Here is a 22,057-nt window from a genome sequence, read left to right as displayed (position 1 = left end):
CGATGCGTGATGTTTACCGCGCCCTGTTGACCACACTGGTAGGGCTTCTTGTCCTGTGGCTTGTCCTGGGATTCTGGCCGTTTTCCCTGGGCAGCTGGGTGGCGCTCAGTTTACTGGTTGTTCTGGCTTGCGGTGTGATGTTGTGGCGACAGTGGCTGGCGACACATGCACGGCATGAAGCGGTTCGCAGCATCGCGGATGGCAGCCTGCCCCCTGAAGATTTTCAGGGGGCCGTGATTCTCGTCTGTGGTGACGGCTCCCCTCTGTTTAAAGCTGCTTCCCGGCACCGTGAAACTCGCCAGGGCTGGTACTTGCAGGTGTTGGATGCAGAACAGCTTCCTTTGTTGGCGCAGCATCTGAGTCTTGTGCGCCCGGCGCTGATCTCGCAGGTGTCCGTGTTGCTGGCGGTACAGCCTGAACGCCATACCTGCGCGGATGATTTTACCCAAAGCCTGCGGGGTTGGCTGCGTGCCGCGGTGCAGTGTCGCCCGTGGTTCAGCGGCTTACCGCCCATATGCACGGTGACCTGGGTTTCACCGCCAGGTGCTTGTGCGGGGGAAGATCCTGCCTGGTTTGTTTCCGTCAATAACAGCGCCGGTTTGCAGGTTTATCAGCCAGGGCAGGGGAACCTACCACTTGCGGACTGGATAACAGAAAGCGATGCATCCGAGCATCTTACCCGTTTGAGCCAGGCGCTGTGGCTCGACAGCCTGTTGGGCTGGCAGGCCAGTAGGGTGAACAGTCTGTTGGCTGTACGTCAGGGGGAGTTGCCCGCACAGAAGCCCTGTGCGCAGGCCTTTTGCATGGCGCCAGTCAATGGCAAGAGTGGCAACCTTTGGCAACAACATATAACCGATATCACGGCGTTGGCGCCGGCAAGCATTGGCCTGGCGGATACGCTGCCGCTACCGGAGCTACTGCTTTCCTGTTTGCCGCGCCGTCGTGGGATCAGCAGCAGGATGGTGTTCTGGCGGTGGGTTGGGTTGCTGGGCGGCGTATTTCTTGCACTGGCGATGCTGGCTTCGTTTATCAACAATCAGCGCCTTATCCGTAGCGTGGGTGATCATCTTGCGCTCTACCATCGCCTTAGCGGCGAGCCACCAGAACCTAAGTTTCAGGCACAGCAACACCTGCGTGCTGACGCACGTCTGTTGGATGACTGGCTGCGCCGGGGAGAACCGCTGCGTTACCGCATGGGCTTGTATCAAGGGGGGTGCCTGATCGCGCCGGTAGAAACTGCAATCAGTGACTGGGCACCGTCGCAGACACCTCCACCGGTGATTAACAAAATCGTGCAGGGGCTGAAGACTATCCGCCTCGACAGCATGTCGCTGTTTGATTCCGGCCAGTCTGCGTTGAAAACCGGTTCGACCAAAATGCTGGTGAATTCTCTGGTGGGCATTAAGGCCAGGCCGGGCTGGCTGATTGTGGTGGCCGGGCACACCGATAACACCGGCAACCCGAAGCTAAACCAAACGTTGTCGCTCGAGCGCGCCGAAGCGGTGCGTGACTGGATGCGCGACACCGGCGACGTGCCGGAAAGCTGTTTTGCGGTGCAGGGCTATGGCGCGAGCCGCCCGGTCGCAACCAATGACACTGCGGAAGGCCGCGCGCTCAACCGCCGTGTCGAAATCAGTCTGGTACCGCAGGCGGATGCCTGCCAGATACCGGGCAATACCCTGGCGCCATCGCAGGATGATGACGCATCACAACACAATGGAGAGTAATACCATGGCAATCCCTGTTTATCTTTGGCTGAAAGACGACGGCGGCGCAGACATCAAAGGGTCTGTGGATGTTCAGGATCGTGAAGGCAGCATCGAAGTGGTCGCTCAGGAGCACAACCTGTACATCCCAACCGACAACAACACCGGCAAATTGACCGGCACCCGTATTCACACCCCGTTCTTGTTCACCAAGGAGATCGACTCATCCAGCCCGTACTTGTACAAGGCGGTGACTACCGGCCAGACCCTGAAATCGGCGGAATTCAAGTGGTACAAAATCAACGACGCGGGCCAGGAAGTGGAGTACTTCAACACCACACTGGAAAACGTGAAAGTGGTGAAAGTGAACCCGCTGATGCACGACATCAAGGATCCTTCTTACGAGAAGCACAACCATCTCGAGCAGATCGAACTGCGTTACGAAAAAATCACCTGGACCTACAAAGACGGCAACATCATTCATTCCGATTCGTGGAACGAACGCGCCACGGCATAAGCCCGATGCGGACAGGGTTGCCTGTCCGCAGTTTTTATCAGGCCGCTTTGTGCTGGCGGCTAGGTGTTGATACGCAACTGCGCGTAATCATCGAAATAGCAGACAGGTATGTCTGCTGAAGGTGGCTTATTACATGGAATCACTATGAAAACGCAAAATATTCCCGTCTCACCCGCATTTATTGTGATCTCCTGGCTGGCGATGTTGGGGGGTGTACTGGTTTACCTGGTTGGTCTCTGGCGTGCGGATATGGAACTCAATGAAAAAGGTTACTACGTGGCAGTGCTGGTTTTGGGGCTATTCGCTGCTGTCTCTTTGCAAAAAACGGTACGCGATCGACTGGAAAGCATCCCCACCACCCAGTTGTATCACATGGTATGTCTGCTGGCTTTCGCTATAGCGGTAATCCTGCTGGTAATTGGTCTGTGGAATGCCAGCCTGATGCCAAGCGAAAAAGGGTTTTATGGCGTCTCATTTTTTATGGCGTTGTTTGGGGCGGTGGCTGTGCAGAAAAATATACGCGACAGCGCTCATAGCGTTTTGCAAGCGGTCCCGGTTGTTGAGGAACAGGAACCTTAGCCCAAAATCCTATGCGGGCAGGGCTTCCTGTTCGCAGTTTCTTTTCTGAGTACCTGCCTGGCGGGTACTCAAAAAAGAACATATCCCGGAAATCTGACCTGATGCGCTTTGGTTACAGCGATGGGCGGTAGCGTGCCCGAAGGTCTCTGATAGCGAGTTAAATAACATGGAAAACCCGGCAATCCTCCTGCGTCGTCTTAATCCTTACTGTGCCCGTGCGCTGGAAGGCGCGGCTTGCCTGTGCCAGACCCGCGCACACGCGGAAATCGCACCAGAACACTGGTTGTTGAAACTGTTGGAGCAGGGCGAAGGCGATCTGACGGTGCTGGCGCGCCGTTACGAATGGGATATGGATGCGATCTGGCAGGATTTGCTCGGCTGGCTGGACAAGCTGCCGCGTGCGTTGCGCAGCCGCCCACAGCTCTCTGATAGCACCCAAACGCTGTTGCAGCAAGCCTGGCTGCTGGCTTCGCTTGCCGGTGAAGCGCAAATTCGAAGCCAGTATCTGCTGATGGCGTTGATTGATAAACCGAAGCTGGTTCGCTGCGATGGTTTGTGGCCGCTGTTGACCCTGGGGCGGAGCCAACTGGAGCGCCTGCGCCCGCTGCTGGATGCGCAGTCGGACGAGCGTCCGGACGTTCAACAGGAAGCCGAACTGGCGCAAGAGCACGGTGGCGACGTGGTGTTTGTTGGCCGCCCGATTGGAGCGGAAGTGAAACCGGGGGAACTCAACCCGGCGTTACAAAATGCGTTGGACAAATTCACCCTTGATGTCACCGCCAAAGCTCGCGAAGGTAAAATCGATCCGGTGTTTGGCCGCGATAGCGAAATTCGCCAAATGGTGGACATCCTCTCCCGCCGCCGGAAGAACAACCCGATTCTGGTGGGGGAACCCGGCGTGGGCAAAACCGCGCTGGTGGAAGGGCTGGCGCTGCGCATTGCCGAAGGCAACGTACCGGAAAGCCTGAAACCCGTGAGTTTGCGGACTTTGGATCTCGGCCTGCTGCAAGCGGGAGCCGGTGTAAAAGGTGAATTTGAACAGCGCCTGAAAAATGTCATTGAAGCCGTACAGCAGTCGCCGGATCCGGTTCTGTTGTTTATCGATGAAGCGCACACCATTATCGGCGCGGGCAACCAGGCGGGGGGCGCTGATGCTGCCAACCTGCTGAAACCTGCGCTGGCGCGTGGCGAACTGCGCACTATCGCCGCGACTACCTGGAGCGAATACAAACAGTATTTTGAACGCGACGCCGCGCTGGAGCGCCGCTTTCAGATGGTGAAGGTGGATGAGCCGGATGACGACACCGCCTGCCTGATGTTGCGCGGCCTGAAACCCCGTTACGCGGAGCACCACGGCGTGCACATCACCGATGATGCGGTACGCGCCGCCGTTACGCTCTCAAGGCGCTATCTGACCGGGCGGCAACTGCCGGACAAAGCGGTCGATCTACTGGATACCGCCGCTGCTCGCGTGCGTATGGGGCTTGATACCGTCCCGGAAACCCTCACTCGTTTGAAGGCGCAACTGACGGCACTGGAGCTGGAAGCCCAGGCGCTGCAAGAAGATATCGCTACGGGCAGCAATAAGCACGGCGATCGCCTGCGTGCCATTGAACAGCAGCGCATCCAACTGTCAACGACTCTGCAACGGCAGGAAGCGCATTTTGCAGCAGAAAAAACGCTGGCGATGCAGTTGATAGCCCGCCGCCAGGGCATTCAGCCTGGGGATGAGTACCAGGCGGATATCCATGATTTACAGAAGAAGCTCGAAGCGCTGCAACAGGATACGGCCCTGATTCAGATTGATGTGGATACCCGCACCGTCGCCAACGTGATTGCCGACTGGACCGGCGTGCCGCTCTCCTCGCTGATGAAAGACCAGCAGACCGAACTGCTGACGCTGGAACAGGAAATCGGTAAACGGGTAGTCGGTCAGGAAGTGGCCCTGGCCGCCGTTGCCCAGCGCCTGCGCGCCGCTAAAACCGGCCTGACCGCCGAGAACGGTCCGCAGGGCGTATTCCTGTTGGTGGGGCCAAGTGGGGTGGGCAAAACAGAGAGCGCGTTGGCGCTGGCGGATGCGCTATACGGCGGTGAAAAATCGCTGATTACCATTAACCTGTCTGAATACCAGGAACCACACACCGTTTCCCAACTGAAAGGCTCGCCCCCAGGCTACGTGGGTTACGGCCAGGGCGGCATTCTTACCGAAGCGGTTCGCAAGCGGCCATACAGTGTGGTGCTGCTGGATGAAGTGGAAAAAGCGCATCGTGATGTGATGAACCTGTTCTATCAGGTGTTCGATCGCGGTTTTATGCGCGACGGCGAAGGGCGTGAAATCGACTTCCGTAACACCGTTATCCTGATGACCTCCAACCTCGGCAGCGATCATCTGATGCAGTTACTGGACGAACGGCCGGAAGCCACCGAGGGGGATTTGCACGAACTGCTGCGCCCAATTCTGCGCGACCACTTCCAGCCAGCGCTGCTGGCCCGCTTCCAGACCGTGATTTACCGGCCGCTAAATGAGACTGCCATGCGCACCATCGTGGAAATGAAGCTTGAGCAGGTGAGCAAACGCCTGCACCGCCACTACGGCCTGACCACGCAGATTGATGAGAGCCTGTATGACGCGCTGACGGCTGCCTGCCTGCTGCCGGACACCGGCGCACGCAACGTCGACAGCCTGCTCAACCAACAAATTCTGCCGGTGCTGAGCCAGCAACTGCTGGCCCATATGGCCGCTAAGCAAAAGCCGCAATCTTTGACGCTTGGCTGGAATGATGAAGAAGGGATTGGGCTGGAGTTTGACGAGGCGCACGGAGGTTGAGATGCAGATTTGCATGATGGATTACGGCAACCTGTCGGCGGATGGCAAAACAGCGTACCTGAAATGCTACGGCATCGGCACGTTTGAAGTGCTGTCCGGTATTGAGCGCTATATCAACAATCCCGACTGCGCTGACCATGAAAAAGTCGCTATACCGGTCGGGGCTTACTGGGTCACCGACCGCTCTGCCGGCAGCCTGTATAACCGGGTACGGGCGGAGGCGATAGATACCTGGAGCCATTACCGAAACCACCATTCCGACTGGTTTGCGCTGTTCAGCGATAAAACCCAAAAAGACAGACTGAACGTCAATGGATTAAACCGAACGGGTTTTCGTCTTCATCCACTTAACAGTGATGGCACTGGTGAATCCTGGGGCTGCATCACCCTGCGCCGTTACAGCGATTTTCAGCATCTGCGCCATTTGCTGCTTCAACGCGGTACGTTTCCGGTTCCGGGCGGCAATGGCCTGATGGCCTACGCCCGTATCGATGTGCGTGGCACGCCTGATTTCAGCCAGTGCGAGGAAGAAGTTAAGAAAACTAAGGAAGAGGCTGAGAAGCGGCGGGCGCAGCAGGCTCTGAAACGGAAGAAGGCGAGTGCAGAATGAAAATCCTGCTGGTGCTTGTCATCGCGCTACTCGGCTCGTTCTTCCTGCCCGACGGCTATCTTACCGATTTTACCATTAACCACCTCCCGGTGCAGGGGGACGGTGAGGAAGGGATGGATAACCTTGCCATGACGGTGATCCTGATAAAGGCCCTGTTGAGCGGTGTCGGGGCATACCTCCTGCTGATGCTGACTGGCTGCGACAACGCCCGAAAAAATAACCCCTTTTCCACTTCTGTGACCGATGCTGGCCCGGGCCAGCCCTGACGGAAAAACCGATTACATAATGGAGTCAACGCCATGAGCCTGACGGATACCCTGAACACGATGGCGGCCACCGTCGCCGGAAAAACCCTGAACCGCTACCGCCTCGATATTCCTTCCTGTACGGCAGATATCGACGTGGAGGATTTCAGCGGCTCGGAGGCGATGAGTGCGCTGTACAGCTACACCATCAATTTCACCAGTGCGGACAAAACCATTGATGCCCGCCAGATGCTGAGCAAGCCGGCGACCCTGACCATGGGCGCGGGTAACCTGCTCTCCCTGACGGAGCGTAAGGTGGTTCACGGGGTGGTTACCCACTTCGAACGGACTGGCGGTTCAGCGGATGAAGCGCAGTACTGCATCGTGCTGGAGCCGTTTCTGGCGCTGCTGGGTAACCAGTTCCGTACCCACCGCTTTTTCGTCAACAAATCGGTGCCGGAGGTGGTCGCAGAGGTGCTTGAGGAGCATGGCCTGAAAGGCTGGGAGTACGCGTTCACCCTCAAAGCCGACTATCCGAAGCGTGAACAGATTAACCAGTATCAGGAAAATGACCTGGCGTTCATTGAACGCTTGCTGGCGGAGGTGGGGATTTTTTACTTCTTCACCCTGCAGCCCGACACACAGACCGAAGTAGTGCACTTCGCGGACAAGCAGAGTGCCTGGACGTTCGGGAAAACTTTGCCGCTCAACAGCCCGTCAGGGGCGAATGACAATGCGGTTGACTCGGTCTGGGGTATCCACGTCTGGCACAACGTGGTTGAGCGCTCTGTCACCGCCAGCGATTACAATCACCGTGAAGCTCAGAATATCCTGACCTCTGTACCGGCGGACATGACCTGTGGCGACGGTGACGGTATCACTTACGGTGATGTGTATCACTACCGCCCGCGTCACCTTGAGCGTGGCGACAAAATCACACCTTCAGCGGAAACCGGTAACTTCTGGGCGCGCCTGGAGCATGAACGCTTCCTGTCCGCACAGACTACGGTGACTGGCAGCAGCACCGACCACACCCTGGGGCCGGCACAGGTACTGACTATCACCGAAACGGCTATCCCGCCGACGCTGCCCCGTGAAACCGCAAGTGGCCTCGTCATCATCAGCGCCGGTTACTCCGCCAGCCGTCAGAACGCGCTGAAGGTGGAATGGGCGGCAATGCCGTACTACGAGAACCGTTGCTGGCGCCCGGCCGCTAAAAAGCGCCCGGTGGTCAGCGGCACCCTGACGGCTCGTATCACCAGTGCTAAAAATAACGATATCTACGCCTGGCAGGATGAAGCCGGTCTTTACCGGGTGAAATTTGATGCCGACCGGGATGACAAAAGCCAAGGGATGGAAAGCATGCCGGTGCGGCTGGCGAAGCCCTATGGTGGCGACAAATACGGCTTTCACTTTCCGCTGATTCAGGGGACCGAAGTGGCGATCGCGTTCCATGAAGGCGATCCAGACCGGCCATACATCGCCCACGCCCTGCATGACTCTCGCCATGTTGACCATGTCACTGAAGCCAACAGCACACGAAATGTGGTGCGCACGGCTGGTCTGAACAAACTGCGGATGGAAGACAAACGTGGTGAGGAGCACATCAAGCTCAGTACGGAGTACGGGGGTAAGACACAGCTTAATTTAGGGCACAACGTGGATGCTTCCCGTGAACTGCGTGGTGAAGGTGCAGAACTACGCACCGACAGGCACGTTTCCATTCGTGGGGGAGCAGGGGTGTTCATCACGGCGGATAAGCAGTCTTCAGCAAATGGAATGATGTTGGGTATGGCTGCAGCTCTGAGCCAGTTACAACAGGCTCAGAGTCTGGTGGAGTCGTTAAGCAGCGCAGCTGACATGGCAAAGGCAGAACTGGCAGATCTGCAGACGCAGAAAACGTTACTGAGTGAAGCGCTGATGGATCTCAAAAAATCAGCTGTACTGCTGTCTGCACCAGAAGGCATTGCGCAAGTGACGCCGAAATCTTTGCAATTGTCTGCAGGAGAAAATATCACGGCGACCAGTGGCGGTAATACCGATTTTAGTATCCTGAAGAAACTGACGGTAGCTGCGGGTGAGCGAATCAGTCTGTATGCCCAAAAGTTGGGTATCAAATTGTTTGCCGGTAAAGGGAAAGTGGAGATTCAGGCCCAGGGGGATGAAATGATGCTGGATGCGCTGAAAGATATCCGAGTGAGCAGTAGTGAAGGGAAAATCATCATCAATGCAAAAAAAGAAATTATTCTGACCAGTGGAGGTGGTTATATCCGGATAGCAGATGGCACAGTGGAGTGCGCGGCACCGGATAAAATTATTGAGCGTGGTGCGGTGTGGCAGAAGTTTGGCGGGCAAAGCATCAGTGAAGCGGTTCAGCAGTGGGATAGTGCTGATTTTGCTGTTACGCCGAAAGTAGTCTGGCCATACCACAATTCCCCTGTAAGTGGACAGAGTATGAGTGCGACAGGGGGGGATGGTGGAGCCAGAAGTATGAAAACCTCAGCATCCGGTGAAGCGGAAAAACAAAAAAGCATGAATATTGACGGGCTTAATATACATTTGAGTGATGAGGGTTAAAATATGAGTGAAAATAATGAAATAATCATTGAGCCTGTCTATGGAGAAGGCCCTTTGCCATATTACCCTGTAGTCACGGACAGAAAAGACAAAAATGTCGTGGCCAAAATATATAAACGGCCTGAGCGAGTCATACCCGTTATTTTTCTCCCCGGAGTGATGGGCAGTAATTTAAAGAATGAAAATGGGGACGCTGTATGGCTGGCAAACAGTACGACTTCGTGGGATTTATTGACCTGGATCGGAAAAAACGCAGATCAGAGAAAGAAAATCCTTAACCCGGATAGTACTTCCGTTTTTAATGGTGGAAATATTGAACCTGAAGGAGCAAAAGAACGGGTGATGTTTAAATCCCGTCAGGATCGGGGGTGGGGTGAAGTGGCCGCCATGAGCTATGGCACGTTTTTGCCTTGGTTACAGGATGCATTAAATGATCATGACAGCATGATCGTTAATAAAATGTCAAACAACGGTAAGAAGACGCTCCGTGAAGAATTAATGGATATGAATCTGAATGCGGAAAAAGGCGAGTCCAGCCTGACCGACAGTGAGGTGGCGTTAAGTTATAAGTATTTATTCCCCGTTCATGCTATGGGTTATAACTGGCTCCAGTCCAATTTGGTTTCAGCCGAAATAATAAAAAAAAGGATAGAAAAAACAATTCAGGATTATCAGTCCATGGGGTATAAATGTGAGAAGATCATCCTAGTGACCCATTCCATGGGCGGACTGGTTGCACGTTGTTGTTCTGAATTACAGGGTGGAAATAAAGATATTCTGGGGATTGTTCACGGGGTAATGCCGGATTCCGGTTCACCGATGGCCTATAAACGAATGAAAACCGGGGAAGCAGGAAGGACAGGTTGGGTGATTGGCAGTAACGGTGCCGAAATGACGGCTGTGCTGGCACAGTCTCCCGGGCCGTTACAGCTGTTACCGGGTTTCGCTTACGGGCCACACTGGCTCCGTATTGACGGGATGGTATCGTTGCCGAAGAGTGATCCCTATAAGGAAATCTATCTGGAACGCAGGGCATGGTGGGGGTTATGTGAAGAGCGATTTATTAACCCTGAGAATAAAGAAATGGATAAGAATCAATTTGATGATGATTGGGATATTTATAAAGACTTGATAACTAATTATGTCAAACCCGGTATTGAAGATTTGCGAACTCATTATCATAAAAATACGTGGATGTTTTATGGTAATAACGGAAGTAAGTTTCCTTCTTATAGCACAATTAACTGGAAAGGTGTCAGTGGGGTAAAATATAAAGATAGCGACAACCAGAAAATAACCAGTGATGGTGTTATCTTTTATCCTCCGGAAGTTAATAATAAAACGACTAGAATAGCCGGGCTAATGACTGATGAAGATGCTCATTTGTATAAGAAATTTACGCTCTTACCTCCGGACGCAGATGGCGATGGTACGGTTCCGGTACGCGGTGCTGTTTTTAACGCTCCGGGGCTGAAATCTCAGATTGGTTTGAGTGTAGATCATGAAGGGGCTTATAAAGACGATGAGTCAATGGATTCACGTAGGTTCACCCTTCGGGCAGTTCTGAAGATAGCGCAGGAAATAAAAGAAACAGGGCTGGCCTATGCGGATGAATAAAAAATTCCGTATTGTTTTGTGTGTAATTATTGCTACCGGAACAATTGTCTGGTGGTATAATCGCCCTTATCCCCCGAAAGAAACACTGACGTCCCGGCAGGAGGCTAATGTGAAAGAAATGCTGAAAGAAATGAGAACCCGTTGTGTTGGTCGTTACTTAATTGACCTGCCGGCATCATTTACCCCATACCGGAGCTCTCAGCAGTTAGAAGATAACCACTGGGTTGCAAATGTCAGTATGCCAGATGACTCACGTAAGACATATATCACAACAAAACGCATGTACTCCCCTGCATTTGAACAGTTTATTCAGCGACGAGAAAAAGAGATTGCTCAGGGAATTGTTATTAATCCACTGAACAAACCCTATCTAAAAAAAGTCTGGGTACTATCGAATGGGATGAAAGGTGTAATATTTGAGCGAAACGTAGATTCAGGAACAAATGATGCCATGAGGACACTTGAAGGTTATCTCTATACTAATGGTGTCGCTATTAAACTACAAAAAGTGAGCGTTAATAATTCTTCTCCCCGTTATGAAAAAGACCGAGACGGTGACCCAATCAGAAATTTTATTCCACGGGATATAGATAGGATGAATAGTCTGCTTTTCAGAATTACCGGCAGACAGGAGGGTGAAATTCCGACCACGCCAGGAAGCTGTATTGCTGATGCGTTTATTGCCGCTGATAAATATGCACAGGGGCAGGAAGATATTTACCGTAATTATACCAGTGATGTGGCCTGGGGATTGAAGGTTTCTCTAAATATGGATAATTTTACTAAAGGGCGTGATAGTGTGCTGGAGCGGGCGGGAGATATTTCCAGAGACTTATCCAGAATGCATGGGTATATTGTCAGGAAGGGTTCTTTTGATATTAATGGACTGCATGCTGAAGAAATTCTGATGATGGCTCCTGAACCATCGAACAATGAATCCAGGTATAGTTTTGGTCTGTATATTAATGAAAAAATAGCCAGCTATAAGTTACCTGGGCTAACCTTGGATCTAGGTAATATCAGTCGAAATCCCACACCTTATACACAGGAGGAGATCATTACCTTCTGGGACGCTATTACCCATACTGTTCGCTTACGTCCGAATGCTTTTTAATAAGGGTAAAATTTATGCCAGCATTAGTTTGCCTGGGTGATGCCACGACACACGGCGGTAAAGTCATTTCAGCATCCTCCACTCTGTTTATTAATGGTATTCAGGTTGCCTTGGTCGGTGACCTTGTGTCCTGTCCGGTTCATGAAGTAAACCGTATTACTGAAGGTGATCCCACGGCATCAGAGGAAGGCGTGTCTGTCGTTGTGGATTCTTGTCTTTGTGAGTGTGGCTGCCGCGTTATCAGTTCTCATCCCGAAAACAGTATTGAGTCATAAATATGCAATGGCCTGTTCCTGACATCCCGGAGAAACAACCGTACCCTCGCCCGAAATACAGAAGATGGGGCGTTATTCTTTTCCTTACGCTGGTTGCGGGAGGATTGCTGGCGTTATTTTTCTCCAGGGTTACTAGTTACGGACAGATGATTCTGTATGGTGTGTTGCCTGCATTTTTCGTCTGGTTGTGTTTCTTTGGTGTTATCTGGCATCGCTATGAAAAATCAGTTAATGATACCCTATTGTGGAATAAGGAGTCTGAGCGGACGAAATTAATCTGGCAGCGCTGGTGTATGTGGCAATGGGTTATCGTGGGGAATGTTGCTCTGACGCCGGAAAAAGACGGCATTATCTCCCTCCTGGGGGATTATGCTAATATACCTGCATACCCGTGCAGGGCCCGGCCATTACACACTGTTCTTGTTGGGCTGGGTAACCGGCTGGAATACATTGATTCCCGGATGGAGATACAGTGTCCGGGGTACCGTCATTTTTTATATTCAGTAAAAGTTCTTATTCCTGATTCGAGTCAGTGGGTATCGATCGAACAGGCAGTTTATAAACAATGGGACCTGTATCCGGAATATATTAATTCAGTTGATGACATCCAGTCAGATCCCGAACAGGACAGGCTGACTTTGCTGCTTTGCATCCAGGACTGGTTTACTGATAACGGCAAAAAATACAGTGAATTTATCACTGGGCAAATCATCACATCGGTTTCGTTCGCTTCAAAACATGCACTGCCTGTCATGGCCGGTTTGGGGCGGTTTTTATCTTCTGATTCATTAACTTGTGCGCTGGATATACTGAATGAATACAACAGGCTGAACAATGCAGGTTTACACCATATCTGGCTGACAGGAACTGATAATGATGATCGGATGAGTATTATTCAGTATGCCGGAGAACAGCAATGGCAGTTACCGGCGAAACTACCCTGCTATTTGCTTGATCACTCCTTCGGTCCCTACGGGCCACTATCATTTCCCGTTTCGGTTGCACTGATAGCTGACGCCGCCGTCCATACCGGTGAAATTCAACTACTTATTTCCCGGCAGAAGGAAAATGCATATTCACTTTGTCTGATTACCAGGGAACTATTTTTATGATGGAAGGGAAATCTACGACGGAAGTTGAAATGCGTTACAGTATCGCTGGTTATATCATATTGATTATTGGTCTTGCCGGGATATGTGCATTATTATTGTTTTTTAATCAGGACCGAATTGTTGATAATGGCATCACAGTACGTAAAGCCTGGTTTATTTGGGGAGGCGTATTTTCAGCGTTATTACTGTGTGTCATTGCTTCACCATTCTGGTTACAGAGAAAGCAGAAGAAAGCACAGTTCATTTACAGTCCTGAAAATATGAATGATCGTAAAGATAATCAGCCTGTCAATAAAAAGGCTGATTCCTCCAGCTTTCCGCCACTCAGGGATTTGCGGCAACAGCTTAGATCCACTTATGGTTCATTGTGGTTCCGCAAAATCCGCATCCTGCTGATAACCGGTACCGCCGCTGATGTGGAGCAACTGACTCCTGGTCTCACCGGCCAGCTCTGGCAGGAAGATCGTGGCACGCTGCTGTTGTGGGGCGGTGACCTCAACTCGCCAGCCGACAACGCCTGGCTGACGGCACTGCGTAAGCTGCGTCGCCGGCCGATCGATGGCCTGGTGTGGGTAACCTCGGCTTTCGACCAACTGTCCGCCCCCGGCCAGGAACGCCCATTGCCGGTGCCTTCTGAAAGCACCATGGACTCCCTATCTCATGCCATCAGCGAGCGCATGGATGCGCTGGGCTGGAAACTCCCGCTGTATATCTGGTCCCTGCATCCCCGAGCCGGTAAGCAGGAAGGGCGGATTGCGCAGGCAACAGGCTGTCTGTTGCCTGCCGGCTGTCGTACAGAGGGGCTAATAGAGCAGTTGTCTGCCCTGACGCCTGAACTGACCTCGCAGGGTCTGCAACAGACCTGTAATGATGTGAAACACAACTTTTTGCTTGCCCTGGCTGACCAGCTCATCCGCGAACCGGAGAGCGTGACCGCACCGCTGTCGGTGATGCTCAATCCGTACCGCCCGCTGCCGCTGGCCGGTGTGGTGTTCAGTCAGCCTTCTACTGGTGCTGAACGTGCCGTGCAACATCACTGGGGTATGGATAAGCGCTGGGATATTCTGCCAGAGTCTGTCCGGATGCTTCCTGCCGGACTGCGCCCGCACAAACCGGGTATTCCATGGCGCAAGGTGATGGCTTTTGTTGTCGCCCTGGCGATGGTGGGATGGGCTGCGTGGATGGGCATCGCGTATGTGACCAACCGCAGCCAGATTGACAGCGCGAATGCACAGGCCGCGATGGCCGACCGGCAAAATCAGCCACTGGAACAGCGCCTGCACGCGCTGTCTGAACTGCAGAAAACCCTGGCCCGCCTGCAGTACCGTTCAGAGCATGGTGTGCCATGGTATGCGCAGGCCGGGTTGAGCCAGAATAACGCTCTGCTGGCCGCACTCTGGCCCCGTTATCAGGACAGTGCGTTGCCTCTGTTGCGTGATGCGGCCGCGGATCATCTGCAGAGGCAGGTCAGCGCCTTTAATGCGCTGCCGCCGGGCAGCCCGCTGCGTGAGCAGATAGCAAAAACCACCTATGACCAGCTCAAGCTCTACCTGATGCTGACTCGCCCAGAACATATGGACGCCGCCTGGTTCAGTTCTGCGCTGCTGCATAACTGGCCGAAGCGCGACGGTGTGAAAGACGGTGTTTGGCAGGGCATGGCACCGTCACTGCTGTCGTTTTACGGTGCGCAGCTGGCGGCCCATCCGCAGTGGAAGTTACCTGCTGATGAGAGCATGGTCAGCCAGGCGCGTTCCCTGTTGGTTCGCCTGATGGGGATGCGTAACAGCGAATCGACCCTGTATCAGAAGATGCTCTCTCAGGTGGCACAGCTGTATGTCGATATGCGCCTCGAAGACATGACCGGCGATACCGACGTGTCCCGTCTGTTCAGCACCACCGAAATTGTGCCGGGGATGTTCACCCGCCAGGCCTGGGAGCAGGCGGTACAGCCAGCCATCGAGAAAGTGGTGAATGCGCGTCGGGACGAACTCGACTGGGTGCTCACTGACAGCAAGCGTCAGGCAAAAATACAGGATGAAACCTCCCCGGAAGCGTTGAAAAAGCGGCTGACGGAGCGCTACTTTGCCGATTTCGGCGGGGCGTGGCTGGCGTTTCTTAACAGCCTGCGCTGGCACCGTGCCGCCACCTTGCCGGATTCTATTGACCAGTTAACTCTGATGGCCGATGTGCGTCAGTCACCACTGGTCGCGCTGATGAACACCCTGAACGTTCAAGGCCGTACCGGCCAGACCGGGGGGGCGATATCCGACTCGCTGGTGAAATCAGCGAAAAACCTGCTGAGCGGAGAAAACAAAGACGCCATAGACCAGCAAGTGGGAGCTCATGGCCCGCTGGATGCGACCTTCAGTCCGGTACTGGCATTGATGGACAGGAACCAAACCGCAGGGCAGGCACAAAATCTGCAGGCATATCTGACTCGTGTCACCCAGGTGCGTCTTCGCCTGCAACAGGTCACCAACGCGGCTGACCCGCAGGCGATGGCCCAAGTGCTGGCCCAGACGGTGTTCCAGGGTAAAACTGTGGATCTGACCGAAACCCGCGATTATGGCAGCCTGATAGCCGCAGGCCTTGGCCAGGAATGGAGTGGCTTTGGCCGGACGGTGTTTGTACAGCCGATGGAGCAGGCCTGGCAGCAGGTGCTGACTCCGGCGGCGGACAGTCTTAATGCCCAGTGGCAGCAGGCAGTAGTCAGTGAGTGGAACAGCGCCTTTGGCGGGCGCTATCCGTTCAGTGACTCCAGCAGTGATGTCTCCCTACCTTTACTGGCGAAATACCTGAATGCCGATTCGGGCCGTATTGCACAATTCCTGCAGACGCGGCTCAAAGGCGTGCTGCACCGGGAAGGTAGTCATTGGGTGCCGGACAGCATTAATTCACAGGGGTTGACCTTTAATCCAGCCTTCCTGAAGGCCATTAACATTCTGAGCCAGCTCTCTGACGTTGCATTTACGCAAGGCAACGCTGGGATGCATTTCGAACTGCGCCCGGGCACTGCTGCCGGTGTGATTCAGACCGACATGACTATTGACAGCCAGAAGCTGACTTACGTCAATCAGATGCCGGCGTGGAAGCGCTTTACGTGGCCTGCGGATACCGAAGCGCCGGGTGCCTACTTAAGTTGGATTAGCACGCAGGCGGGTACCCGTCAGTATGCGGATATTCCCGGCGCCTGGGGCTGGATACGCCTGCTTGATAGGGCTGCGGTGAGAGCCTACCCGGGTGTCGGCAGCAGTTACAGTCTGAGCTGGAAAGCGCAGGACGGGCGTAATCTCAATTATACGCTGCGCACTGAGGCCGGTGAGGGGCCACTGGCACTGCTGAAGTTGCGTAATTTCCACCTGCCGGAGATCATCTTCAGCACGACTGGGGCGACACCATCAGACCCGGTCGCCAGCGCGGGCAATGATGAAGAGGAGGTGTATTGATGAATACCCCGAATGGCTTACTCAGTGCTTGCCAGGTCGAACAGGAATCACTGCTTGCCGCCACCCGTGAACGTGTGGCGCAGTGGGACAACTGGCTGCAGCCTTTTTCCGGTTCATCGCCCGCCGGTGAGGACCCTGTTTATGACGATGATTTCCAGCAGATGCGCGAAGAGGTCAACAAACTCTCCGGAGCCGATACGGAGCTCATCTGCCGGCTGGCAGAGAAGTTACTGACCACCACCGCCAAAGATATCCGTGTGGCAACTTACTGCTGCTGGGCAAAGCTGCACCGCGAAGGTGAGCAGGGGCTGGCCGAAGGGCTCGAACTGCTGGCAGGCCTTCTTGAGCGTTTTGGCGTACAGTTGCATCCGCAACGTGACCGCAGCCGAAAGGCGGCGCTGGAGTGGTTGGCCGGCTCGCGTATGACCGACAGTCTGTCCCTGTACCCGGAGGTGGTCAGAGAAGAGGCGGTGCGTACCACCGGCGCACTGTTGCTGATAGCACAACTCACCGAGAGCGAGCCGGAGGAAACCCGCCCTCAGCTCAGTGCGCTGTACGGTGCGCTGGAAAGCCGGCTACAGAAAGCCGGCGGTGTGGATGCCGTGGTGCCGCAGAACGCCAGCAGCAGCGAACCGCAATCTACGATCGGCCACAGTGATGCACCGTCAATTGGACGTATCACGTCCGGTCAGGATTTATTGGCACAGGCCCGCACCCTTACCGAATACCTGCGTGAACAGCCCGATGGCTGGCTATCAGCACACCACCTGATGAAAAGTCTGCGCCACGATACCCTGCGGGCTATTCCGGCCCCGGATGCTCAGGGCCGCACACGTATCGAGCCGCCAAGGGCGGACCAGCGTGCGCTGCTTAAGCGCCTGTACTTGCAACAGAACTGGGCTGAAATGCTGGAGACGGCGGACAGCACCTTTTCCCGCGGCGCTAACCATCTGTGGCTGGATTTGCAATGGTATATCCACCAGGCTCTGACGAAATCCGGCCAGGAGACACTGGCCGATATTGTTGCCGCTGACCTGAAGGGACTGTTGTCCCGCCTGTCCGGGCTGGAGACGCTGGCGTTCAGTGACGGCACCCCGTTTGCGGATGAAGTGACGCTGAACTGGATCCAGCAGAGTGTGCTGGATACGACGGGCGGGTGGAGCAATGACACGCCATCCACCCCGATGGCTGTCGGTAACGATGACATTCTGGCACTGGAGCCAGAAGCAGTGGCGCTGGCTGACAGCGAAGGCCCGGATGCAGCCCTGGGCTGGTTACAGAATCGCCCAGATATCACCACTGTGCGACAGCAGTGGCTGCTGCGCCTGCTGATGGGGCGTATCGCGGAGCAGTACGGTAAAAATGAACTGGCGGTGCATCTGTTCGCTGAGCTGGGCGAACGGGCCGATGAGGTCACCCTCACTGAATGGGAGCCTGAACTGCTGTTTGAAGTGCACGCCCGCCATCTGAAATTACTCAGAATAAAAGCCGGGCGCAGCGAGGCCGACAGAGTACGCCTCACGCCGGTGATGGACCATCTACTGGCTGGGCTGATAGCGGTTGATCCGGTGCGGGCGGCAATACTCTGTGGATAATGAAAATGCCCTGCGCAACTGAAGTATCTGCCCTATTACCCCAAAAACATGACTAAAGAAAGGCATACGCATTATGTTTAAGTATCTTCTGGCTGTTTGTTTTTTATTTGTTCCCCTGGCGCATTCATTTGACGGGTTTTCTGTGTTTTATCTGAATGGCGGTTTCCACCGGATTGATGAAGTCACTGATTCAATGGGCAAAACCACTTATGCAAATGAAGCCGGACAGATACTCGGGACCTCGATAAAGGAAAAGGATGGCAGCACGACTTACCGCAACAAGTACGGACATCTGGCAGGTACATCCACAGCAGAGGCCGGTAAGCAAATAATATATAAGGACCAGTCCGGGAATATCATTGGCAGCGTCACCCTGCTCGACGCAAATGGTGGTGCTATTTACCGTGACAACGATGGAAATGTTCTGGCCACGGCTTCTCATGATTAATCTGTCCAGCCACTGGCCAGCCTCTCTATTTAAACTCACCTGTCTGGAACAACATGGAAGATTTAACCCTGCGTTATTACGACGCGGAAATGCGCTACCTGCGTGAAGCCGCCAAAGAATTTGCCCAGATCCACCCTGACCGGGCTGCTATGCTGGATCTGGATAAAGCAGGTATACCCGATCCGTATGTCGAACGTCTGTTCGAAGGCTTCGCCTTCTCGATGGGGCGGCTGCGGGAAAAGATTGACGACGACCTGCCGGAGTTGACTGAAGGGCTGGTCAGTATGCTCTGGCCACACTACCTGCGCACCATTCCGTCGCTCTCTGTAGTAGCGCTCACGCCGGCTCTCCATACCATGAAAATGGCGGAAGTCGTGCCTGCGGGTCTGGAAGTGTATTCCCGCCCGGTGGGGCCGAAGAACACTGTTTGCCGCTACTGCACCACTCAGGATGTGATGCTCAATCCGCTAAGCATCTCAGGCATCACCATGACCACTGAGCCTGATGGCCGCTCGTTGTTGCGGATGCGCTTTGCTTGCAGCAGTCAGGCTGACTGGTCGCATGCCGACCTCAGCCGTCTGAGCCTGTATCTCGGCGCAGATGAACCGGTCAGTAGTCATCTGCACCTGATGCTGACGAAACGCCAGGCGGCACTGTACATGCGCCTGCCCGGGCAGACCGACCGTATTCGCCTTGATGGGTATTTCTCGCCGGGCGGCTTTCGTGAAGAAGATGGTCTGTGGCCTAAAGGGGACACCGCGTTCAGTGGCTACCAACTGCTGCTGGAGTATTTCACCTTCCGGGACAAGTTTATGTTTGTCCACCTCAACGGGCTGGATGGCATTACGATCCCCTCAGGTGTGGCGTACTTTGATATTGACGTGGTACTGAGCCAGCCTTGGCCGTCAGACCTGCCGGTAACGGATGCCGCCATTCGCTTGCATTGTGTACCCGTCATCAATCTGTTCACGCTGGAGGCAGATCCGCTCACCATTACGGGGCTTGAAAGCGAATACTTATTACGCCCCAAACGGCTGCAGGACGGGCATACCGAAATTTACTCCGTCGACGCCGTGATGGGCTCTGGCCGTACCGGCGATGCCGAATATGTGCCGTTCAGCAGTTTCCGTCACAAAGGTGGGATGATGCGTCGCCAGGCGCCACCGCGTTACTACCACACCCGTGTTAAGCGCAGTGTCACCGGCCTGCATGATACCTGGCTGATCCTCGGAGGGCATCAGTGGGAGGACGATCGCGCTTTTGCCCGAGAAACGGTGTCATTACGTATCACCGGCACTAATGGTCAGTTGCCGCGCCGGGCGCTGCAAAGCACGCTGCTGGACCGCTGCGAACAGGTGGTGCAGACACCGCTGTCGGTGAAAAATATCTGCAAGCCCACGCTGCCGGTTTACCCGCCTGCCGAAGACCGTTTTCATTGGCGGGTGCTGAGCCATCTGGGTTCCGGCTTCCTTAATATGATGAGCAGCGCGGAAGTGCTGCGTGGAACGCTGGCGCTTTATAACTGGCAGGATGATGAACTAAACACCCGTCGGCTGGATGCTATCCAGCGTGTTGCGCATCATCGTATTCAGCGCTTCGAGGGTGGTTTCCTGCTCCGGGGCCTGGATATAGAGGTGGCCCTTGACAGCAACGGCTTCACCGGTGAAGGCGATATTCATTTATTCGGGGAAATGCTCAACCGTTTCTTCGCGCTTTATGCCGACATGAACCAGTTTAATCAGCTCACCCTCATCGTTCAGCCAGAAGGAAAATGCATCCGGTGGAAAGAGAACCACAGTCAGCGCCTGCCCGGTTGATAGCGCAACTGGGTGACCGGTTGCCGTACATTAACTTTTATCGCTTCTGCCAGTTGCTGGAGCAAAGCCAGCCGGATAAACCGGTGGCCGGCAGCACCTGGCAGGTACGTCATGAGCCGGTGCGCTTCCGTCCGCATCCTGGAATGGGATTTCCAGCGTCCGAAATCAAAGCATTCGAGCCCGCTGAACACCCGCACCTGCCGCCTACGGTACGTATTACCTTTATGGGGCTCTACGGCGTGGAGTCGCCGCTGCCGACGCACTATATCGATGACATCACCCAGCGGCGGGAAGGCGTTGAGGCGACCGCTGATTTTCTCGATATTTTCAATCATCGCCTGATTACCCAGTATTACAGGATCTGGCGTAAATACTCTTACCCGGCGACGTTCAAGGCCGGAGGAAAGGACAAAACCTCACAGTATCTGCTGGGGTTGGCAGGGCTGGGGATTGATGGCTGTGCGGAAAATATCGCCACCCCTGCATCCCGCTTTCTGGCCCTGTTGCCGGTCATGCTGTTACCTGGTCGTACTGCGGAAGGCATGGCGTCGCTGGTCAGCCTGCTGGCGCCGTATACCCGAGCGCAGATCTGGCACCATGATCGGCGAAGGGTGCCGTTGAAAAAACAGTTGGCTATGAGCGTGCGTCAGCCGGTTAGTCTGAAGGGGCGCCCAGTGATGGGGGCTTACGCAACCGATGTTAACAGCCAGGTGCTGATGCGCCTGACCACGACCAGCCGGCAAGAAGTGCAGGGTTGGCTGCCGGGAGGGAGTTTGCACACGGACCTGTTGGCGTTGCTGCATGTTTATCTGGGCGCTCGTCTGGACGTACGCCTGCAACTGTGTGTCGGCAGAAGCCTGCTTCCCGATGCCCAGATGCGCAGTGCTTCGGGGGCATCGGGCGGGCAATTGGGCCGCACGGCGGTGATGAGGCCGCTTAAGGCTGCCGAAACGCAAGCAGACAAGGCAATCATTATCAATCTGGGGCGTTACGAGCGCGTTCAGGAGAATATTCACCGAAGGGAGATCGATGAGCATGGCGATTACCGCTGGTAGGGCCCCATTACTTATTCTGGTATCCGGGGTCACTCTGCTGCTTGTTGGCTGTGGGCTAGCGCAGAAGGTCACGGATGGTACCGTGGCCGTGACCAAATCCATATTTTACAAGCAGGTGAAGACTCTGCACCTTGATATTCAGGCCCGCGAGGCCGTCAACAGCAATGCTGGTGGTGTTGCGCTCTCCACGGTGATTCGTATCTATCAGTTAAAGGATCGGAGGGCCTTTGACAGTACGGATTATCCGTCACTGTTTGCTAGTGATAGCCAGGCTATTAAAGCGGATTGGCTGGCGGAAAAAGATGTTCGCCTTACCCCCGGCGGGGCAGTGACGGTAGATATGCCGATGGAAGAGGGCACTCGGTATGTGGCTGTGGCGGGCATGTTTATCTCGCCAGACCTGGTGAATAATACCTGGCGCATCGTGCTGGCCCGCGATGAGCTCGATCCGGATAAGGCCAGGATTATCGAGGCCGCTAATAACAGCCTGGCGCTGAAACCTGTGAAGGATGAGTAA

17 protein-coding genes are annotated in these 22,057 nt (G+C 54.5%); all 17 read left to right on the top strand.

All coding sequences use genetic code 11. The features are described from left to right. The first annotated feature begins 2 nt into the window (after positions 1-2). The 17 genes from ABFX35_RS15960 (at position 3) to tssJ (ending at position 22,057) form a co-directional block, all read left to right on the top strand. A complete protein-coding gene (locus tag ABFX35_RS15960; protein ID WP_346082158.1) occupies positions 3-1,727 on the top strand; it encodes an OmpA family protein in 1,725 nt (574 codons plus the stop codon). Positions 1,728-1,731: 4 nt separating this feature from the next. Further along, positions 1,732-2,223 carry a type VI secretion system effector Hcp gene (gene hcp / locus ABFX35_RS15955; RefSeq protein WP_279025908.1) on the top strand — a complete coding sequence of 164 codons (492 nt, stop codon included), beginning with the start codon at positions 1,732-1,734 and terminating at the stop codon, positions 2,221-2,223. 144 nt (positions 2,224-2,367) lie between these two features. Beyond that, a complete protein-coding gene (yiaA, locus tag ABFX35_RS15950; RefSeq protein WP_346082157.1) occupies positions 2,368-2,802 on the top strand; it encodes an inner membrane protein YiaA in 435 nt (144 codons plus the stop codon). Positions 2,803-2,968: 166 nt separating this feature from the next. After that, positions 2,969-5,629 carry a type VI secretion system ATPase TssH gene (gene tssH / locus ABFX35_RS15945; protein ID WP_346082156.1) on the top strand — a complete coding sequence of 887 codons (2,661 nt, stop codon included), beginning with the start codon at positions 2,969-2,971 and terminating at the stop codon, positions 5,627-5,629. Positions 5,630-5,642: 13 nt separating this feature from the next. Next, positions 5,643-6,239 (top strand): DUF2778 domain-containing protein, encoded by a 597-nt coding sequence (locus ABFX35_RS15940; RefSeq protein ID WP_346082155.1) that lies wholly within the window; start codon positions 5,643-5,645, stop codon positions 6,237-6,239. Next, positions 6,236-6,505, top strand: a complete 270-nt coding sequence (locus ABFX35_RS15935) for a hypothetical protein (RefSeq protein WP_346082154.1) — start codon at positions 6,236-6,238, stop codon at positions 6,503-6,505. Before ABFX35_RS15940 ends, ABFX35_RS15935 begins: the two co-directional genes overlap by 4 nt. A 33-nt stretch (positions 6,506-6,538) precedes the next feature. Next, on the top strand, positions 6,539-9,061 hold the full coding sequence (locus ABFX35_RS15930) for a type VI secretion system Vgr family protein (protein WP_346082153.1): 2,523 nt from the start codon (positions 6,539-6,541) through the stop codon (positions 9,059-9,061). A 3-nt stretch (positions 9,062-9,064) separates the two neighbouring features. Next, the gene (locus ABFX35_RS15925) at positions 9,065-10,678 is read left to right on the top strand and encodes an alpha/beta hydrolase (RefSeq protein WP_346082152.1); all 1,614 of its coding nucleotides are present in this window, start codon (positions 9,065-9,067) and stop codon (positions 10,676-10,678) included. Between the two features lie 118 nt (positions 10,679-10,796). Continuing rightward, positions 10,797-11,792 (top strand): T6SS immunity protein Tli4 family protein, encoded by a 996-nt coding sequence (locus tag ABFX35_RS15920; RefSeq protein WP_346082382.1) that lies wholly within the window; start codon positions 10,797-10,799, stop codon positions 11,790-11,792. A 14-nt stretch (positions 11,793-11,806) separates the two neighbouring features. Beyond that, entirely contained in the window at positions 11,807-12,067 is a 261-nt protein-coding gene (locus ABFX35_RS15915) for a PAAR domain-containing protein (protein ID WP_346082151.1), read from the top strand. 2 nt (positions 12,068-12,069) lie between these two features. After that, positions 12,070-13,179 carry a hypothetical protein gene (locus ABFX35_RS15910; protein ID WP_346082150.1) on the top strand — a complete coding sequence of 370 codons (1,110 nt, stop codon included), beginning with the start codon at positions 12,070-12,072 and terminating at the stop codon, positions 13,177-13,179. Positions 13,180-13,439: 260 nt separating this feature from the next. Then, positions 13,440-16,625, top strand: coding sequence for an ImcF-related family protein (locus tag ABFX35_RS15905; RefSeq protein WP_428832202.1), 3,186 nt, complete (start codon positions 13,440-13,442; stop codon positions 16,623-16,625). Further along, positions 16,625-18,220 (top strand): type VI secretion system protein TssA, encoded by a 1,596-nt coding sequence (gene tssA / locus ABFX35_RS15900; protein WP_346082149.1) that lies wholly within the window; start codon positions 16,625-16,627, stop codon positions 18,218-18,220. The genes ABFX35_RS15905 and tssA overlap by 1 nt, the downstream gene beginning before the upstream one ends. A gap of 73 nt (positions 18,221-18,293) precedes the next feature. Then, complete coding sequence (locus ABFX35_RS15895) at positions 18,294-18,668, top strand: hypothetical protein (RefSeq protein WP_279022592.1); 375 nt, start codon at positions 18,294-18,296, stop codon at positions 18,666-18,668. A 53-nt stretch (positions 18,669-18,721) separates the two neighbouring features. Further along, positions 18,722-20,485, top strand: a complete 1,764-nt coding sequence (gene tssF / locus ABFX35_RS15890; RefSeq protein WP_346082148.1) for a type VI secretion system baseplate subunit TssF — start codon at positions 18,722-18,724, stop codon at positions 20,483-20,485. Then, positions 20,440-21,540, top strand: a complete 1,101-nt coding sequence (gene tssG / locus ABFX35_RS15885) for a type VI secretion system baseplate subunit TssG (protein WP_346082147.1) — start codon at positions 20,440-20,442, stop codon at positions 21,538-21,540. Before tssF ends, tssG begins: the two co-directional genes overlap by 46 nt. Beyond that, a complete protein-coding gene (gene tssJ, locus ABFX35_RS15880; RefSeq protein WP_346082380.1) occupies positions 21,521-22,057 on the top strand; it encodes a type VI secretion system lipoprotein TssJ in 537 nt (178 codons plus the stop codon). Before tssG ends, tssJ begins: the two co-directional genes overlap by 20 nt.

Origin of the sequence: Gibbsiella dentisursi, assembly GCF_039539505.1 — a bacterium.
Classification (GTDB): domain Bacteria; phylum Pseudomonadota; class Gammaproteobacteria; order Enterobacterales; family Enterobacteriaceae; genus Gibbsiella; species Gibbsiella quercinecans.
Note: the sequence above shows the minus strand (reverse complement) of the source record. Positions and strands in the feature narration are given on the sequence as shown.

Excerpts from the sequence above, each read along its gene's own strand:
- ABFX35_RS15960 (WP_346082158.1), top strand. The coding sequence starts at position 3 with ATGCGTGATGTTTACCGCGCCCTGTTGACCACACTGGTAGGGCTTCTT.
- hcp (WP_279025908.1), top strand. The coding sequence starts at position 1,732 with ATGGCAATCCCTGTTTATCTTTGGCTGAAAGACGACGGCGGCGCAGAC.
- yiaA (WP_346082157.1), top strand. The coding sequence starts at position 2,368 with ATGAAAACGCAAAATATTCCCGTCTCACCCGCATTTATTGTGATCTCC.
- tssH (WP_346082156.1), top strand. The coding sequence starts at position 2,969 with ATGGAAAACCCGGCAATCCTCCTGCGTCGTCTTAATCCTTACTGTGCC.
- ABFX35_RS15940 (WP_346082155.1), top strand. The coding sequence starts at position 5,643 with ATGATGGATTACGGCAACCTGTCGGCGGATGGCAAAACAGCGTACCTG.
- ABFX35_RS15935 (WP_346082154.1), top strand. The coding sequence starts at position 6,236 with ATGAAAATCCTGCTGGTGCTTGTCATCGCGCTACTCGGCTCGTTCTTC.
- ABFX35_RS15930 (WP_346082153.1), top strand. The coding sequence starts at position 6,539 with ATGAGCCTGACGGATACCCTGAACACGATGGCGGCCACCGTCGCCGGA.
- ABFX35_RS15925 (WP_346082152.1), top strand. The coding sequence starts at position 9,065 with ATGAGTGAAAATAATGAAATAATCATTGAGCCTGTCTATGGAGAAGGC.
- ABFX35_RS15920 (WP_346082382.1), top strand. The coding sequence starts at position 10,797 with ATGCTGAAAGAAATGAGAACCCGTTGTGTTGGTCGTTACTTAATTGAC.
- ABFX35_RS15915 (WP_346082151.1), top strand. The coding sequence starts at position 11,807 with ATGCCAGCATTAGTTTGCCTGGGTGATGCCACGACACACGGCGGTAAA.
- ABFX35_RS15910 (WP_346082150.1), top strand. The coding sequence starts at position 12,070 with ATGCAATGGCCTGTTCCTGACATCCCGGAGAAACAACCGTACCCTCGC.
- ABFX35_RS15905 (WP_428832202.1), top strand. The coding sequence starts at position 13,440 with ATGAATGATCGTAAAGATAATCAGCCTGTCAATAAAAAGGCTGATTCC.
- tssA (WP_346082149.1), top strand. The coding sequence starts at position 16,625 with ATGAATACCCCGAATGGCTTACTCAGTGCTTGCCAGGTCGAACAGGAA.
- ABFX35_RS15895 (WP_279022592.1), top strand. The coding sequence starts at position 18,294 with ATGTTTAAGTATCTTCTGGCTGTTTGTTTTTTATTTGTTCCCCTGGCG.
- tssF (WP_346082148.1), top strand. The coding sequence starts at position 18,722 with ATGGAAGATTTAACCCTGCGTTATTACGACGCGGAAATGCGCTACCTG.
- tssG (WP_346082147.1), top strand. The coding sequence starts at position 20,440 with ATGCATCCGGTGGAAAGAGAACCACAGTCAGCGCCTGCCCGGTTGATA.
- tssJ (WP_346082380.1), top strand. The coding sequence starts at position 21,521 with ATGGCGATTACCGCTGGTAGGGCCCCATTACTTATTCTGGTATCCGGG.